Origin of the sequence: Pseudomonas sp. TAA207 (assembly GCF_001529285.1) — a bacterium.
Classification (GTDB): Bacteria; Pseudomonadota; Gammaproteobacteria; order Pseudomonadales; family Pseudomonadaceae; genus Aquipseudomonas; species Aquipseudomonas weihenstephanensis.
In genome coordinates, this window is record NZ_LLWJ01000063.1 from 104,050 (window position 1) to 120,624 (window position 16,575).

Annotated in this window: 17 protein-coding genes and 1 pseudogene; 15 read left to right on the forward strand and 3 right to left on the reverse strand. The window is 58.5% G+C overall.

Going from position 1 to position 16,575, the window contains the following annotated elements:
* Positions 1 to 20: 20 nt before the first annotated feature.
* The 3 genes from AP059_RS09470 (at position 21) to AP059_RS09480 (ending at position 2,682) form a co-directional block, all read left to right on the forward strand.
* Positions 21 to 458, forward strand: coding sequence for a MarR family winged helix-turn-helix transcriptional regulator (locus tag AP059_RS09470; protein WP_059762988.1), 438 nt, complete (start codon positions 21 to 23; stop codon positions 456 to 458).
* Between the two features lie 187 nt (positions 459 to 645).
* Entirely contained in the window at positions 646 to 1,995 is a 1,350-nt protein-coding gene (locus AP059_RS09475) for an NCS2 family permease (RefSeq protein ID WP_059762989.1), read from the forward strand.
* Positions 1,996 to 2,055: 60 nt separating this feature from the next.
* A complete protein-coding gene (locus AP059_RS09480; protein ID WP_059762990.1) occupies positions 2,056 to 2,682 on the forward strand; it encodes a LysE family translocator in 627 nt (208 codons plus the stop codon).
* A 207-nt stretch (positions 2,683 to 2,889) separates the two neighbouring features.
* Here AP059_RS09480 and uraH read toward each other — a convergent pair whose 3' ends face one another.
* Complete coding sequence (gene uraH, locus AP059_RS09485; RefSeq protein WP_048366303.1) at positions 2,890 to 3,243, reverse strand: hydroxyisourate hydrolase; 354 nt, start codon at positions 3,241 to 3,243, stop codon at positions 2,890 to 2,892.
* A gap of 410 nt (positions 3,244 to 3,653) precedes the next feature.
* Here uraH and puuE point away from each other — a divergent pair, with 410 nt between their 5' ends.
* From puuE to AP059_RS09525, 8 genes are all read left to right on the forward strand, one after another.
* On the forward strand, positions 3,654 to 4,583 hold the full coding sequence (gene puuE / locus AP059_RS09490; protein ID WP_059762991.1) for an allantoinase PuuE: 930 nt from the start codon (positions 3,654 to 3,656) through the stop codon (positions 4,581 to 4,583).
* Positions 4,580 to 5,095: a 2-oxo-4-hydroxy-4-carboxy-5-ureidoimidazoline decarboxylase gene (gene uraD, locus AP059_RS09495; protein ID WP_059762992.1), complete on the forward strand. Its 516-nt coding sequence runs from the start codon at positions 4,580 to 4,582 to the stop codon at positions 5,093 to 5,095. The genes puuE and uraD overlap by 4 nt, the downstream gene beginning before the upstream one ends.
* Before the next feature lie 61 nt (positions 5,096 to 5,156).
* Positions 5,157 to 6,152: an allantoicase gene (gene alc / locus AP059_RS09500; protein WP_048366300.1), complete on the forward strand. Its 996-nt coding sequence runs from the start codon at positions 5,157 to 5,159 to the stop codon at positions 6,150 to 6,152.
* Between the two features lie 78 nt (positions 6,153 to 6,230).
* Positions 6,231 to 6,734: an ureidoglycolate lyase gene (locus AP059_RS09505; protein ID WP_059762993.1), complete on the forward strand. Its 504-nt coding sequence runs from the start codon at positions 6,231 to 6,233 to the stop codon at positions 6,732 to 6,734.
* A 48-nt stretch (positions 6,735 to 6,782) separates the two neighbouring features.
* Entirely contained in the window at positions 6,783 to 8,072 is a 1,290-nt protein-coding gene (locus AP059_RS09510; protein ID WP_059762994.1) for a urate hydroxylase PuuD, read from the forward strand.
* Between the two features lie 158 nt (positions 8,073 to 8,230).
* Positions 8,231 to 9,595, forward strand: coding sequence for a nucleobase:cation symporter-2 family protein (locus AP059_RS09515; protein ID WP_059762995.1), 1,365 nt, complete (start codon positions 8,231 to 8,233; stop codon positions 9,593 to 9,595).
* Positions 9,596 to 9,709: 114 nt separating this feature from the next.
* Positions 9,710 to 10,495 carry an outer membrane protein OmpK gene (locus AP059_RS09520; protein ID WP_059762996.1) on the forward strand — a complete coding sequence of 262 codons (786 nt, stop codon included), beginning with the start codon at positions 9,710 to 9,712 and terminating at the stop codon, positions 10,493 to 10,495.
* Positions 10,496 to 10,843: 348 nt separating this feature from the next.
* On the forward strand, positions 10,844 to 11,629 hold the full coding sequence (locus AP059_RS09525; RefSeq protein ID WP_059762997.1) for an outer membrane protein OmpK: 786 nt from the start codon (positions 10,844 to 10,846) through the stop codon (positions 11,627 to 11,629).
* A gap of 10 nt (positions 11,630 to 11,639) precedes the next feature.
* On the opposite strand, the gene AP059_RS09530 is transcribed toward AP059_RS09525, so the two are convergent.
* Complete coding sequence (locus AP059_RS09530) at positions 11,640 to 12,251, reverse strand: TetR/AcrR family transcriptional regulator (RefSeq protein WP_059762998.1); 612 nt, start codon at positions 12,249 to 12,251, stop codon at positions 11,640 to 11,642.
* A gap of 136 nt (positions 12,252 to 12,387) precedes the next feature.
* On the opposite strand from AP059_RS09530, the gene AP059_RS09535 reads away from it, so the two are divergent.
* From AP059_RS09535 to AP059_RS23040, 3 genes and pseudogenes are all read left to right on the forward strand, one after another.
* A complete protein-coding gene (locus AP059_RS09535) occupies positions 12,388 to 13,596 on the forward strand; it encodes an MFS transporter (RefSeq protein WP_059762999.1) in 1,209 nt (402 codons plus the stop codon).
* Positions 13,597 to 14,152: 556 nt separating this feature from the next.
* Positions 14,153 to 14,431 (forward strand): annotated as a pseudogene (locus AP059_RS23035) (methyl-accepting chemotaxis protein); the annotation flags it as partial.
* 30 nt (positions 14,432 to 14,461) lie between these two features.
* The gene (locus AP059_RS23040) at positions 14,462 to 14,824 is read left to right on the forward strand and encodes a CZB domain-containing protein (RefSeq protein WP_256209798.1); all 363 of its coding nucleotides are present in this window, start codon (positions 14,462 to 14,464) and stop codon (positions 14,822 to 14,824) included.
* Between the two features lie 4 nt (positions 14,825 to 14,828).
* Here AP059_RS23040 and AP059_RS09545 read toward each other — a convergent pair whose 3' ends face one another.
* Positions 14,829 to 15,770: a DUF808 domain-containing protein gene (locus AP059_RS09545; protein WP_059763001.1), complete on the reverse strand. Its 942-nt coding sequence runs from the start codon at positions 15,768 to 15,770 to the stop codon at positions 14,829 to 14,831.
* 132 nt (positions 15,771 to 15,902) lie between these two features.
* Between AP059_RS09545 and AP059_RS09550 the strand changes: the two genes are divergently transcribed.
* Positions 15,903 to 16,508: a TetR/AcrR family transcriptional regulator gene (locus AP059_RS09550; RefSeq protein WP_048366291.1), complete on the forward strand. Its 606-nt coding sequence runs from the start codon at positions 15,903 to 15,905 to the stop codon at positions 16,506 to 16,508.
* Positions 16,509 to 16,575: the final 67 nt, after the last annotated feature.

Consider the following 16,575-nt stretch of genomic DNA (forward strand, 5'->3'; position numbering starts at 1 on the left):
CGCAGCCTAGATACGTCAATATGCTTGACCTTAAAAATCCGACCACTCAGCGTGCCGCCATGCAAGCCTTCTTCTTTGGCTATCAAGCATTTACCGCCAAAGCGGATGAAATGCTGGCGCGTCGTGGGCTGAGCCGGGTGCATCAGCGCATCGTGTTTTTTATCGCGCATTACCCCGGTGTCAGCGTCAAAGAACTGCTGACATTGTTGGGGGTCAGCAAGCAGGCACTCAATACGCCATTGCGCCAGTTGATCGAGATGAACCTGGTGCGCAGCGTCGCGCCAGAGACCGACAAGCGCAAGCGCCTGCTGGAGTTGACCCCCGAGGGCGTGCGTTTTGAGCGCAATTTGCGTCGCGAACAGGTCAAGCTCTTGCAACGGGTCTTCGCCCAAGAAGGCGAAGACGCGGTGAACGGCTGGTTGGCAATCAATCATGCCTTGGGGCAAAACCGTACCTGACGCGCTCATCACCCTCCCCCAGACAACACCCTTCGTACATTTCTGAAAACATTATTTGCTTTATTTGTATACAAAAGCATAATTCAGCTCACGCTCTTTCTTGACCTTGCAGTCAGAAAAAGCCGTTTTTTGCCTTATTTGCCTCAACCAGCGCGCTCAAAAACAATAAAAGCCTGAGGAAATCACTGTGGACAGCCCTAAACCCCAAGCCCCTACCCTGGACCTTTCACCGCCCGTTCAACGCGGCTGGCTGGAACGTCTGTTCAAACTGTCGCTGCATGGCACCACCGTCAAAACTGAGTTGATCGCCGGGCTGACCACGTTCATCACCATGGCGTACATCATCTTCGTCAACCCCAACATCATGGCCGACGCGGGCATCAATCACGGCGCAGCCTTTGTTGCCACCTGCATTGCGGCCGCCCTGGGCAGCTTGCTGATGGGTTTGTATGCAAACTGGCCTGTGGGCCTTGCTCCCGGCATGGGCTTGAATGCGTTTTTCACCTACACCGTGGTCGGCACCATGGGCTACAGCTGGGAGACCGCGCTGGGCGCGGTGTTTGTCTCGGGCGTGTTGTTTTTGATCCTGACCCTGTCGCGCATACGCGAATGGCTGCTTAACAGCATCCCCGTGAGCCTGCGCTATGCGATGGGCGCGGGGGTCGGTCTGTTCCTGGGCATCATCGGCCTCAAAACCTCGGGCATCATCGTCGACAGCTCCGCCACCCTGATCAAACTCGGGTCGTTGCGCGATCCGGCCCCTTTGCTGGCCGCCGTGTGTTTTTTGATGATTGCGATCCTCAGTTACCACCGGGTGTTCGGCGCCATTTTGATCAGCATCATTGCCGTTACTTTGGCGGGCTGGGGCCTGGACCTGGTGCACTACAACGGCATCCTCTCCGCCCCGCCCAGCCTGGCGCCAACCTGGATGGCGATGGACCTCAAAGGCGTATTCAACATCAGCATGATCAGCGTGGTCCTGGCCTTCCTGTTTGTGCACATGTTTGATACCGCGGGCACCTTGATGGGCGTGGCGCAACGCGCAGGGCTGGTCAAGGCCGACGGCAAAATCGAAAACCTGTCGCGGGCACTTAAAGCCGACAGCGCTTCCAGCGTTTTTGGCGCCGTGGTCGGCGTGCCACCGGTCACCAGCTACGTCGAAAGTGCCGCCGGGGTGGCCGCAGGCGGGCGCACCGGGCTGACGGCTGTGACGGTCGGCGTGCTGTTCGTTGCGGCCATGTTTTTCGCGCCGCTGGCCGGCATGATTCCGGCGTATGCAACGGCAGGTGCGTTGATTTACGTGGCCATGCTGATGATGGGCGGCATGCAGCACATCAACTGGGAAGAACCCACCGATTGCATCCCGGCGATTGTGACCATGATCATGATGCCGTTGACTTTTTCAGTGGCAGACGGCATCGCCCTGGGCTTTATCAGCTTTGTGGCGCTGAAGGCGGGCACGGGTAAATACCGGGAAATCTCCGTCAGTTTGTGGGTGCTCTGCGCGATTTTCATTGCCAAGTTTATTTACCTGTAAACGCGGCAATACCAACCGGCCCCGCCATTGCGCGGGGCATTTGTTGCAATGGAGGAAGTGATGAGTCTGGAAACCTGGCTGCTGTTCAGCAGCGCGGCATTGGTGGTAATCCTGATTCCAGGGCCGCTGTCGTTATTGATGATCAGCAACAGTTTGAACTACGGCCTGCGCCGTTCGTACCCGGCGTTTCTGGGCGGTGTAATTGCCTCGATCTGTTTACTCAGTGCCTCGGCGCTGGGGCTGGGCGCCTTGCTGCTGGCCTCGGAACAATTGTTCAGCGCACTCAAAATTGTCGGCGCGCTGTACTTGTTCTACCTCGCCTGGCAGAGCTGGAAGCAATCGCGGCTGCCAGCCCAAGCGGCCCAGGTACCTGAAGCTGCCCCAAAACCGCGCTTCACCGCCCTGTTTGGGCGCGCCTTTGTTTTGGGCGCCAGCAACCCGAAAGACATTCTGTTTTTTGCAGCATTCTTGCCGCAGTTCCTCAACCCCGACCAACCCTTCCTCAGCCAGTTACTGGTGATGATCGCCACCTGGACGGTACTCGACTTGTGCTGCAAGTTGGCTTACGGGCTGGGCGCCCACGGCGCTGCGGGTTACTTGCGCAGCGGCAAGGGCCAAAGCTGGTTTAACCGGGTCAGTGCCGGCTTGTTCGGCGTGGCGGGTACAGCGTCGTTGTTGAGCCGTTAGGCCCGATCAGCGCGTTTGTGTGGCGCGCACTGTTGAATGTTTGACGACGGCCACACCGCCGGATCACAGCCCCGCTTCTGCCCGACTCCAGCCTGTAAAGCTAGTCGCGCAGGAGCGCAGCGACGCTGCGATGACCGGGTTGCTTTTCGACAGGCGAAAAAAAGCCCGCAGTGTGAGCGGGCAAAAACCACATGCGCAGGGTGAAAACTAGCTGCCGCGATACGTGGAGTAGCTGTACGGCGAAATCAACAGGGGGACGTGGTAATGCGCTTGTTCGGCATTGATACCGAACCGCAGCACCACGACATCCAAAAAGGCTGGCTCTGGCAGTTGTACACCGCGGGCGCGGTAGTAATCCCCAGCGCTGAACTGCACCTGATACACCCCGGAGCGGTAGTCGTCACCTTCCAGCAATGGCGCGTCGCAACGGCCGTCGCTGTTGGTCAGCGCGGTGGCGACCAGTTCCAGCTGTGAACCCTCAACCCGATACAACTCGACTTTGATCGAGCTGCCTGGGCAACCGTGTGCGGCATCCAAAACGTGCGTGGTTAAACGTCCCATTGATTTTGCGTGCCTGGCGAATGAGTGTTCACTCAGGCCTCGCGCCTCCCGGAGTCAGTGAATAAAAAGGAGCCAGCGCACTCTATCGATGCACGATTGAGCAGCGGCGAAGCCACGATTAAGACATTTATCAAAAAAATTGTACACAATTAAAATCACAACTTAACCCAGGCCCCGAATCACGTGGCCTCAGAGCTAATCCCTGTCAACGACGCAGCTCTCGACGACTTTATATTCACGACCTGACCGATCAGGCAGGTTTCTTGCTTGTACACTTGCAGCACAAATCATGGTAAAAATGCAAAAAATCAGGCTTACAAAGTGTTTGTAAAGTTGTATACAATCAGGCCATCGCAGTGAAGCCAGGTCTGGCCGAACGACTGTCAACACGAATAATAAGGAAGACTGTAGTGAGCGCTGATTACCCACGCGACCTGATTGGTTACGGTCCTAACCCTCCCCACCCGCACTGGCCGGATAACGCGCGCATTGCCCTGTCGTTTGTACTCAATTACGAAGAAGGCGGCGAGCGCAACATCCTGCACGGTGACAAAGAGTCCGAAGCCTTCCTCTCGGAAATGGTTTCAGCGCAGCCACTGCAAGGCGAGCGCAACATGAGCATGGAATCCCTCTACGAATACGGCAGCCGCGCTGGCGTGTGGCGGATTCTCAAGCTGTTCAAAGAATTTGATCTTCCCCTGACCATTTTCGCCGTGGCTATGGCTGCCCAGCGTCACCCCGATGTGATCCGCGCCATGGTCGCCGCGGGCCATGAGATTTGCAGCCACGGCTATCGCTGGATCGACTACCAGTACATGGATGAGGCGCAAGAGCGCGAACACATGCTCGAAGCGATCCGCATCCTCACTGAAATCAGCGGCGAGCGCCCCTTGGGCTGGTACACCGGCCGCACCGGCCCCAACACCCGCCGTCTGGTGATGGAAGAAGGCGGTTTTTTGTACGACTGCGACACCTATGACGATGACCTGCCGTACTGGGAACCCAACAACCCGACTGGCAAGCCGCATCTGGTGATCCCGTACACGCTGGACACCAACGACATGCGCTTCACCCAGGTGCAGGGTTTCAACACCGGCGAGCAGTTTTTCCAGTACCTCAAGGATGCCTTCGACGTGCTCTACGCCGAAGGTGCGCAGGCGCCAAAAATGCTTTCCATTGGCCTGCACTGCCGCCTGATTGGCCGCCCTGCCCGCCTGGCCGCCCTCAAGCGTTTCATTGAATACGCCAAAGGTCACGACCACGTCTGGTTCGCCCGCCGCGTTGATATCGCCCGCCACTGGCACGCCACACACCCTTTCGCCGCGGAGAACTCGAAATGAGCGCATTCAAGACCCTCAAGCCTTCAACCCTGAGCCGCGAAGCGTTCGTGCAAGCCTTTGCCGATATCTATGAACACTCACCCTGGGTCGCCGAGAAGGCCTACGACCTGGGCCTGGATGCCAGCGTCGATCAGATCGAAGGCCTGCACCAGCGCATGAGTGACATTTTGTTGAGCGCCGATCACGCCAGCCAGCTGGCACTGATCAACGCTCACCCGGACCTGGCCGGCAAAGCTGCCGTCCAGGGCCAACTGACCGAAGCCAGCACCCATGAACAGGCTGGCGCCGGTATTCACCAATGCACGGCCGAAGAGTTTCAGCGCTTCACCGAGCTGAACGACGCCTACAAAGCCAAGTTCAAGTTTCCCTTCATCATGGCGGTAAAAGGCAGCGACCGGCACCAGATCCTCGCCGCGTTCGAAACCCGCATCCATAACCCGGCAGACGCCGAGTTCAAGTGCGCGTTGGCAGAAATCAACAAAATAGCCCTGTTCCGATTACTCCAGCTCTAAGCCGACCCGGCATGTGCCGGTCAGGCATCTCCAGCCACTTATTCAAAGGCAGACCAGAAGAATGAAAGCTTACGCCGTACCGTTCGAGAAGTTCGTCAACTTGGCCGACGCCCGCTTGGGCACCAAAATCATCAGCGTCACCGATGATTGGTTCGCCGACGCCAACCGTCTGTTCCAGCCGACCCCGGCCGTATGGAAGGAGGGCGTTTTCGATGACAACGGCAAGTGGATGGACGGCTGGGAGTCCCGCCGCAAGCGCTTCGAAGGCTATGACAGCGCGGTGATCCGCCTGGGCGTACCCGGCTCGATCAAAGGCGTGGACATCGACACTTCATTCTTCACCGGCAACTTCCCGCCGTCTGCCTCGCTTGAAGCCTGCTTCCTGGCCTCGGGCGAACCGAACGAAAACACCCAGTGGGTTGAAGTGCTGTCGGCTGTCGAGTTGCAAGGCAACAGCCACCACTACCACGAGATCAACAACGATCAGGCGTTCAGCCACCTGCGTTTCAACATCTACCCGGACGGCGGCGTTGCCCGCCTGCGCGTCTACGGCGTGCCGTTCCGCGACTGGTCGGCGGTGGGTGACAACGAGCAGGTTGACCTGGCTGCGGCCCTCAACGGCGGCCGCGCGCTGGCCTGCTCCGATGAGCACTTCGGACGCATGAGCAACATCCTCAACCCCGGCCGCGGTATCAACATGGGCGATGGCTGGGAAACCGCCCGTCGTCGTACACCGGGCAATGACTGGGTCATCGTCGCGCTGGGGCATCCGGGCGAGATCGAAAAAATCATCGTCGACACCCTGCACTTCAAAGGTAACTACCCCGACAGCTGCTCGATTCAGGGCGCTTACGTCAAGGGCGGCACCGACAGCCAGATCGAAACCCAATCGCTGTTCTGGCGTGAACTGTTGCCGAGCCAGAAGATGGAAATGCACGCTGAACACACGTACAGCGAGCAACTGAAAAACCTCGGCCCGATCACTCACATCCGCCTCAACCTGTTCCCGGACGGTGGTGTAAGCCGCATCCGTGTACTGGGCAAAGTCGCTAAATAAGGTAGAGCCAGTCGTCGCTGCCGCAGGCGGCGACTGCACCCACAAAACACCACAGCAATCCGAATAAGAAGACCCACCATGCGCACATTAACGATTGAACCCTTGAGCAAAGAAGCTTTCGCCGCTTTCGGTGACGTGATTGAAACCGATGGCAGCGACCACTTCATGATCAACAACGGTTCGACCATGCGCTTTCATCGTCTGGCCGAAGTTGAAACAGCTACCCCGGATGACAAAGCGATCATCAGCATTTTCCGCGCCGATGCGCAGGACATGCCGTTTACCGTACGCATGCTGGAGCGCCATCCGCTGGGCAGCCAAGCGTTTATCCCGCTGCTCGGCAACCCCTTTCTGATCGTGGTCGCGCCCGTTGGCGACGCACCTGTATCAGGTTTGGTCCGCGCTTTTGTCAGCAATGGCAGGCAGGGCATTAATTACCATCGCGGCGTTTGGCACCACCCGGTGCTGACGATCGAAAAGCGGGATGACTTCCTGGTGGTTGATCGCAGTGGCACAGGCAATAACTGCGATGAGCATTTCTTTAAAGAGGATGAGCTGTTGATCCTCGCCCCCCACCAATAAGAGAAGGCCCAAACGCTCAAAAAAGAGCGACGGGCAGAGGTAAAGACTGTGGAAGCACATTTAATGGAATGGCTGAATCTGAGCGTGCGCTGGATTCATATGATCACTGGTGTGGCCTGGATCGGCGCGTCGTTTTATTTCGTCTGGCTGGAAAACAACCTCAACCGTGCCAACCCCAAAGACGGTCTGGCCGGCGACTTGTGGGCCATTCACGGCGGCGGCATCTACCACCTCGAAAAATACAAACTGGCCCCACCGACCATGCCGGAAAACCTGCACTGGTTTAAATGGGAAGCCTATTTCACCTGGATGTCCGGCATTGCCTTGCTGTGCCTGGTGTTCTATTTCAACCCGGCGCTGTACCTGATTGCACCCGGCAGTACCCTCAGTGGCCCTGAAGCGGTCGCCATCGGTATCGGGTCGTTGATTGCCGGCTGGTTTGTCTACGACTTTCTGTGCGACTCCGCTTTGGGTAAACGCCCGGCGTTGCTCGGCTTGGTCCTGTTTGTGCTGTTGGTTGCGGCAGCGTTTGGCCTGAGCAAAGTGTTCAGCGGGCGCGGCGCCTACCTGCACGTCGGCGCCATCATCGGCACCATCATGGTGGGTAACGTGTTCCGCACCATCATGCCGGCGCAGCGCGCGCTGGTGGCGGCCATCAAGGAAGGCCGCACGCCCGATCCGGCACTGCCGGCCAAAGGCTTGCTGCGTTCGCGTCACAACAACTATTTCACCCTGCCGGTGCTGTTCATCATGATCAGCAACCACTTCCCGAGTACCTATGGCAGCCAGTACAACTGGTTGATCCTGGCCGGGATCGCCGTGTTGGCCGTGTTGGTGCGTCACTACTTCAACACCCGCCACAACAGCCATAAATATGCCTGGACCTTACCGGTCGCAGCCTTGGGCATGATTTGCCTGGCGTACGTCACCGGCCCGACCCCGACACCAGCAGCCCCGCAAGCGGCCAAGGTGATCAAGTATCAGCCCATCCCGGAAACCGCCGTCAGCGGTGCCAAGCCAGATGCCCATCCCGCTCCGGTCACGGCGCCCGCCGCCGCTGAAAAACCGGTGGCCACAGTTGATTTCGAACAAGTGCATGCCGTGATCCAGGAACGCTGCACCGTGTGTCACTCCTCAAAACCCACCAGCCCGCTGTTCAGCGCAGCACCGGCTGGCGTGATGTTTGACACGGCACAACAAATCCAGCTGATGGCGCCACGCATTCAGGCGCAGGCCGTCGCCAGTCAAATCATGCCGTTGGGCAACATTACGCAAATGACCCAACAAGAGCGTGAACTCATCGGTTCCTGGATCAACACAGGAGCTCAAACTAACTGATACACACTGTTTGTGGCCGCTACCGAAGGCTGCGATCACCCCTCGCCGGGGTGCCCGGTTCGATACGTCTTGCAGTCTGTCGAACCTGTCGCAGTCTTCGGTAGCGGCTACAAAACCACACCACTAGCTCACAACAATAAAAATGACCGAGGTGTTGCATGTCCGATTTAACTGAAGCGCGCATACCCGCCGTGACCGCCCCGCCGCCTATTCAGCGGTTGCCGATGTTGCAATTGATTCTGGTGGGTTTGCAGCACGTGTTGCTCATGTACGGGGGCGCCGTGGCCGTGCCGCTGATCATCGGACAAGCCGCTGGCCTGAGTCGTGAGGAAATTGCTTTTCTGATCAACGCCGACTTGTTGGTGGCGGGGATCGCAACCATCGTGCAGTCACTGGGCATTGGCCCTATGGGCATCCGCATGCCGGTGATGATGGGCGCCAGTTTTGCGGCGGTGGGCAGTATGGTGGCGATGGCCGGTATGCCGGGTATCGGTATGACCGGCATTTTCGGTGCCACCATTGCAGCTGGCTTCTTCGGGATGGTCATTGCGCCCTTCATGTCCAAAGTGGTGCGCTTCTTCCCGCCACTGGTGACCGGCACGGTCATCACCTCAATTGGTTTGTCGCTGTTTCCGGTCGCCGTCAACTGGGCGGGCGGCGGCAGCAGTGCTGCACAATTCGGCTCTCCGGTGTTTCTGTGCATTGCGGCATTGGTGCTGGGCACCATCTTGCTGATCAACCGTTTCATGCGCGGCTTCTGGGTCAATATTTCAGTGTTGATCGGTATGGCGCTGGGCTATGTGCTGTCGGGTGCAATGGGCATGGTTGACCTAAACGGCATAGGTAACGCGCCGTGGTTCCAGGTGGTCACACCCTTGCATTTCGGCATGCCTGAGTTCCATCTGGCGCCGATCTTGTCGATGTGCCTGGTGGTGGTGATCATTTTTGTCGAGTCCACCGGGATGTTTCTGGCGCTGGGCAAGATCACCGGTCAGGAAGTCACCCCGCGCATGCTGCGCCGCGGCTTGCTGTGTGACGCAGGCGCCTCCTTTCTGGCCGGGTTCTTCAACACCTTCACCCATTCCTCCTTCGCCCAAAACATCGGCCTGGTGCAGATGACCGGCGTGCGCTGCCGTTCGGTGACGATCATGGCGGGGGTGTTTTTGATCACCCTGAGCTTGCTGCCTAAAGCCGCCTTTTTGGTGGCTTCGATTCCGCCAGCGGTATTGGGCGGCGCAGCCATTGCCATGTTCGGCATGGTGGCGGCGACCGGCATCAAAATCCTGCAAGAAGCCGATATCGCCGACCGCCGCAATCAGTTACTGGTCGCGGTCAGTATCGGCATGGGTCTGATTCCTGTGGTGCGTCCCGAGTTCTTCGCCCACTTGCCGATGTGGATGGGCCCCATCACCCACAGCGGTATCGCGATGGCTGCCGTCAGTGCGGTGTGCCTCAATCTGCTGTTCAACGTATTGGGCGGCGCCGAGCGTGCAGCCTTGAGTGGCCACGTGCATCAGCACTGATCACATGCCTTCACCCACTGGGGGCTGATTAAAGCGCTCACCTCACCCCTCTCCCTGTGCAGAGGGTTGGGGTGAGGGCTTTTGCTTTAAAACAATAATAAAAAGGAGTTACCCATGAAGTGCACACACTGGGGCGCTACGCTCGCGGGTGGGTTTTTGGCTGCCGGTCAGGTCATGGCCGGGGATCTGTTTTTATGGCAAACCAACAGCCTGACCTACCTCTACGGCAAGAACTTTGCGATCAACCCCTCGATCCAGCAAACCGTGACCTTTGAGCACGCCGACAAATGGAAGTACGGCGATAACTTCCTGTTCGTCGACCGGATCTTCTACAACGGCAAACCCGATCGCAACAAAGGCCCGCACACCTATTACGGCGAGTTCAGCCCGCGCTTGTCGTTCGGCAAAATCCTGGACCGCAAACTGGAGTTCGGCCCGATCAAAGACGTGCTGCTGGCCATGACCTACGAGTACGGCGAAGGTGACAGCGAGGCGTATCTGATCGGTCCCGGCTTTGATCTGGCCGTGCCCGGGTTCAATTACTTCACCCTCAACTTCTACCGCCGTCACACCGAAGGCCCACGCCCCGGCACAGGTGCCTGGCAGATCACTCCGTCGTTTTCCTACACCATCCCCATGGGGCGCTCCAATGTGCTGATCGACGGCTACATGGACTGGGTGGTCGACAACGATCAAAACTCACGCGGCACCTATCACGCCAACCTGCACCTCAACCCCCAGGTTAAATATGACTTGGGCAAAGCGTTGAATGTGGGTGAAAAACAACTGTATGTCGGCTTCGAATACAGCTATTGGAAAAACAAATACGGCATCGAAAACAGCAGCCGCCTGGACACCAACCAGAACACGGCCAGCGCCTTGGTTAAATTCCACTTCTAGCACCCTTTGCGTGCACGCTCCGTCATGGCCTGCCCGGTGGCGATGACGGAGCACTTGAGCCGAACAGTCAGAGACAGTATTCTGCGCGGCCGCTCACACTTGAGCGGTGTTTCAAAGCTGACTTACAAGCCAACTTAATCCATTCAGATCAAGTAGTTACACGCCTAATGACTCAACTGTCCGATACAGCTGAGCGCATTCCCTTGGCCAATCGCCACGTGTGGCCCAACACTTGCTCAGGGTATTAAAGTTGACCGAAGAGCCAACTTTTAAACACGGAACCAAAGTGCCAATACAGAGCACTACGTTCCATTCACCGCGTCACACTTTACTTTTTGGAGCAACCGAATGAAGCGCACACTGACCAGCCTGATGCTCGCGGGGAGCTTGCTGGGCGGGGCACCGGCCGTCGCCGGCGACCTGCTGCAATGGCAAACCAACAGCCTGACTTACTTGTGGGGCAAGAACTTCCAGGTGAATCCATCGATTCAACAAACCCTGACCTTCGAACACGCAGACAGCTGGAAGTACGGCGATAACTTCTTCTTCCTCGACCGTATTTTTTACAACGGTAAAGAAGACGGTAACGTCGGCCCGAACACCTATTACGGTGAGTTCACACCGCGCTTGTCACTGGGCAAAATCTTCGATCAGAAGTTTGAATTCGGCCCGATCAAAGACGTGCTGTTGGCCATGACCTACGAGTTTGGTGAAGGCGATACCGAGGCTTACCTGATTGGCCCAGGTTTTGACCTTGACGTGCCGGGCTTCGACTTCGTGCAGCTGAACTTCTACCAGCGCTTCCCGGAAGGCAACCGCGCCGGCAAAGGCGTGTGGCAGATCACCCCGGTATGGTCTTACACCCTGCCCGTGGGCAACTCTGACGTGCTGATCGACGGCTACATGGACTGGGTGGTCGACAACGACCAAAACGCCCGTGGCACCTACCACGCCAACCTGCACTTCAACCCGCAGGTCAAATATGACTTGGGCAAAGCGTTGAACTGGGGCGCCAAACAGCTGTACGTCGGTCTCGAATACGACTACTGGAAAAACAAATACGGCATCGAAGACAGCGGTTCCTTCAAAACCAATCAGGACACCGCGAGCCTGCTGGTCAAATACCACTTCTGATGCACCGGCCTCAGCCTGCTTGCCCCGGCTGAGGCACTCGCAGCACCCCGCGCAGCATCAAGTCCAGACTGTCCAGCGCCGCCGTCAGGCGCTGCGGCGGTTGTTGATCGGCGGCGATCCAGAACGAGGCATCCATCAAGCCGCCTTGAATCAAACGCGCCAACGCCTCGGGATCGGTGCGCTGGATCACCTGGGCCTCGATCAAGTCGCGCAACATCGCGGCCAGCGACGCACTGCAATCAGACTGGCTGCTTTGCAGGTACTCCGAACCCAATACAGAGGGAGCATCGCGCAACATAATGCGCTGCACTTCAACCTCCAGGGCCATCTGCAAAAATACCCGGCAACGTCCTCTGAACCCTTCCCACGGGCTGCTCGCCTGCTCGAATTCCTGCGCCAGCTGGGCGTCCAGCTCAGCGTCAATCTGTTGCACCACGGCCTGCAATAAGCCCTTCTTGTCGCCAAAGTGGTGATACAGCGCGCCACGGGTCAAACCCACCGAGGCGGTCAGCTCATCCATCGAGGTCTGCGCATAGCCCACCGATCCAAACGCCTGACGCGCCGCCTCGAGCAGCTTGGCACGGGTTTCTTCTATCATTTGTGAACGCGCTTTGGGCGCCATGTCCGCCTCCTTTATTTTTGGATACGCGGCGTATGTTAATTGACATACGTCGCGTATGCGTATATTTCTGCATACGCCGCGTATGTCAGGTTTCAAAAAAGCCCCATCGCGGCCCACTTATCGTTGCGGAGCTTGTATGGCAAACCCTTATCGCGAGATTTTCAGCGCCCCCGGCAGCATGGCTTTTTGCGCCGCGGGCCTGATCGCACGCATGCCGATTTCCATGACCGGGATCGGCATCATCACCCTGCTGGCACAGTTACGCGGATCGTATTGGCTGGCGGGCGCCGTCGCCGCGACCTTCGCGCTGGCGATGGCGCTCATCGCACCCCAAATTTCACGCTGGGTGGACCGCTACGGGCAAGGCCGCGTATTGCCTGGCGTCACCGCCATCGGGGTCAGCGCGCTGCTGGCCTTGTTGCTGTGCAGTTATCTGGGCACACCCGACTGGACACTCTTCGTATTTGCCGCATTGGCCGGGTTCATACCCAGCATGCCCGCCATGGTGCGCGCACGCTGGAGCGAGCTGTACCGCGGCTCGCCCAAGTTGCACACCGCGTTTTCGCTCGAATCGGTGCTCGATGAAGTGAGCTTCATTATCGGCCCGCCCATTTCCGTGGGCCTGAGCGTGGCCGTGTTCCCACAGGCTGGCCCACTGGTTGCCGCCGGGCTGCTGGCCATTGGCGTGACCGCGTTTGTGCTGCAACGCCAGACCGAGCCACCGGTTCACCCGCGCAGCACCGAACACGGCGGGACCGTGTTACGCCAAGGTGCGGTGGTTATTTTGCTGCTGGTATTGCTGGGTATGGGCACCATCGTCGGCACCGTGGACGTAGTCAGCGTCGCCTTCGCCCAACAACAGGGTCAACCCGCGGCCGCCAGCATTGTGCTGTCGGTGTACGCCTTGGGTTCCTGCGTGGTGGGGCTGATTTTCGGCACGCTAAAACTGAACATGCCCTTGCCCAAGCAGTTTTTGATCGGCGCACTGGCCACCGCCATCACCGTGGTGCCGCTGATGTGGGTCAACAGCATCGCAACCCTGGCGGGCGCCATGTTTGTCGCCGGGCTGTTTTTCGCGCCGACGTTGATCACTGCGATGGGCCTGGTAGAAAACATCGTCCCGGCGGCCAAGCTGACCGAAGGACTGACGTGGATGATTACCGGCCTGGGCATGGGCGTGGCACTGGGTGCTGTGCTCGGTGGCTGGGTGATTGACGCTTACGGCGCGCAGGCAGGTTTTGCCGTGTCGTTGGGCGCAGGCACAGGCGTGCTGTTATTCGCCGTGCTCGGCTATCGCCTGCTGCACAACAGCACCCTGCCCCGCACCGCCAGCTTGGCCGGTTAGATCCTGCCTGCCCGCGCCCGCGCGGGTAGTGGCCATATAATGGCAATGCGCTTTCTATGGCTATTATGTTTCGCGCCCGGCGGCCGATACAGACAGTGCAATATTTTTTCAGAAGACGCTCTGTCTCAAGCCTCGGGAGTACAAACGGATGTTCAACCGCCGATGGCGCCAACGCTGCGCCAACCTTGAAACGCAATTAAATGCGTTAGAGCAGGACAAACAGGCCCTTGAACAGGAGGTTCAAGCCCTGCGTGCACAGGTCATTCAAGACCGCGACCAGCAGCAAGTGCTGGAACACTACGAACGCTACCAACAAGACTTGCACAGCAAGCTGGAGCGTTTTGACGAATCGTTGCAAAAAACCCGCGATGGCGTAGTCGCACAGGCCGAAAGCCTGCAAGGTGAAGTGGTTCACTTGCGCGACAACAGCAATGTATTTGCGCAAACGTCAGCCCTGCTGGCCGGCTTCTCCAGTTCGCTGGGGCATATGGCCGGTCAAGGCGTCAGCAGTGTCGAAAGCGTCGGCGTGCTGCGCCAGCGCGTCGGCGAGATCAGTCGCATCGTCGAGCTGATCAAAGCCGTGTCCGACCAAACCAACCTGCTGGCCCTCAACGCCGCCATTGAAGCGGCCCGCGCGGGTGAACAGGGCCGCGGCTTTGCCGTGGTGGCCGATGAAGTGCGCGCGCTGGCACAACGTACCAATGGCGCAACCCAGGAAATCAGCCAGCTGGTGTCGAGTATCAACCAGGAAACCGAAGCCGCCAGCACCGCCATTGGTGTGTTGTCGGATGAAGCCTCACGGCTGTCTGGCGATGTCTCGCGCTCGGCTGAAACCCTCGACGAGATGATGACCCTGGGCGAGCACATGAGTCAGTTGATCGAAGGCATTGCCCTGCGCTCGTTCTGCGAGTCAGTGAAGCTCGATCACTTGCTGTTCAAGTTGATGGTCTATCAACGCTTGTTTAAACAGGACGAGAACCTGCAACTGTCGACCCACACCACCTGCCGCCTCGGCAAATGGTATTTGGCGCCAGAAACCCAGGCGCGCTATGCCGACAACCGCGACTTCCAGCAACTCAACGAGCCGCACCGCGTTGTTCACCAAACCGCGCACAACGCCCTGCATGCAGCCCAGGAGAAAAACTGGAGCCAGGTGCTACTGCAAATCAACGACATGGAAAGCGCCAGCCTCACGGTCAGCGCCATGCTCGACAACCTGAGTCACTGACCGCTCAACCCTTGATGGCGCGCCACACTTTGCTGACCGCCATCACCCCCGCCAACACCACAGCGCCGGCAATGATGCCGGCCACGGCGTTGAGCAACGTCGGCACAATCACCGACAGCGGTCCCACAAAAGGCGCGCTGCTCTGAGCCAACGCCTCAACCCAGTGATGCAGCACCGGCACGCCGTGGACCAGAATCCCGCCACCGACCATAAACATCGCCGCCGTACCAATGACCGTCAGCGCCTTCATCATGTACGGCGCAGCATTCAACACGCCTTGGCCGAAACTGCGCTGAACGCGCGGCCAGGTGCCATCGCCGGTCTTTTGGGTCAGGTACAAACCGCCATCATCCATCTTCACGATGCCCGCCACCACGCCATAAACCCCGACGGTCATGACGATGGCGATGCCGGACAGCACCACCACTTGCTGCATCAGCGGCGCATCCGCCACAGTGCCCAGGGTGATCGCAATGATCTCGGCCGACAGAATAAAGTCTGTGCGCACGGCGCCCTTGATTTTGTCTTTCTCAAAAGCCACCAGGTCGACTTCAGCATCCGCTGCGGCCGCCGACAGCGCGGCCCGATCGTGTTGATCGGCGTGCTTGCTGTGAAAAAACTTGTGCGCCAGCTTTTCAAAGCCTTCAAAACACAGATACGCGCCGCCCACCATCAACAGCGGCGTCACCGCCCAGGGTGCAAACGCGCTGATGGCCAACGCCGCGGGCACCAGGATCAGCTTGTTGCGAAACGAGCCCTTGGCCACCGCCCACACCACCGGCAGTTCGCGCTCGGCGCGTACCCCGCTGACTTGTTGCGCATTCAGCGCCAAGTCATCACCCAGCACTCCGGCAGTCTTTTTGGCGGCCATTTTTGTCATCAGCGCGACGTCGTCAAGTACCGCGGCGATGTCGTCGAGCAACATCAGCAAACTGCTGCCTGCCATGGGGGGTTGTCCCTTCCAGATTGAATGACGCTAAGCATAGCGTGTGCCAGCCCTCAAGCGGCAATCTTGAGCCGCCCGCAAGCCCGGTGCTACCATGCCCGACCGCCCAAGCAGGCAAGGAAATACGGGTTTATGAGCAGCATCCGCGAACGTAATAAAGAGCTGATTTTGCGCGCCGCCAGCGAAGAATTCGCTGACAAGGGTTTCGCCGCCAGCAAAACCAGCGACATCGCGGCCAAGGCAGGCGTGCCCAAGCCCAATGTGTATTACTACTTCAAGTCCAAGGAGAACCTCTACCGCGAGGTGCTCGAAAGCATCATCGACCCGATTCTACGGGCCTCGACCCCGTTCAATGCCGACGGCGAACCGAACGAAGTACTGAGCAACTACATCCGCTCAAAAATCCTGATTTCCCGCGACCTGCCGTTTGCATCCAAGGTCTTTGCCAGCGAAATCATGCACGGCGCGCCGCACTTGAGTGAAAAACAGGTCGAGTTGCTCAACGCTCAGGCCAAGCACAACATTGAGTGCATTCAAATCTGGATCGACCGCGGGCAAATTGCCCCCATCGACCCGCACCACCTGATGTTCAGCATTTGGGCCGCAACCCAGACCTACGCAGACTTCGACTGGCAAATCTCGGCCATCACCGGCAAAGCCAAACTCGACGACCACGACTACGAAGCGGCGACCCAGACCATCATTCGGCTGGTACTCAAAGGCTGCACACCGGACTGAAGCTGAACACTGTTGGTAGTCGCCGGCGCAGGCGGCGAGTCTTTAAAAACATCAAAGGCTCGCCGCC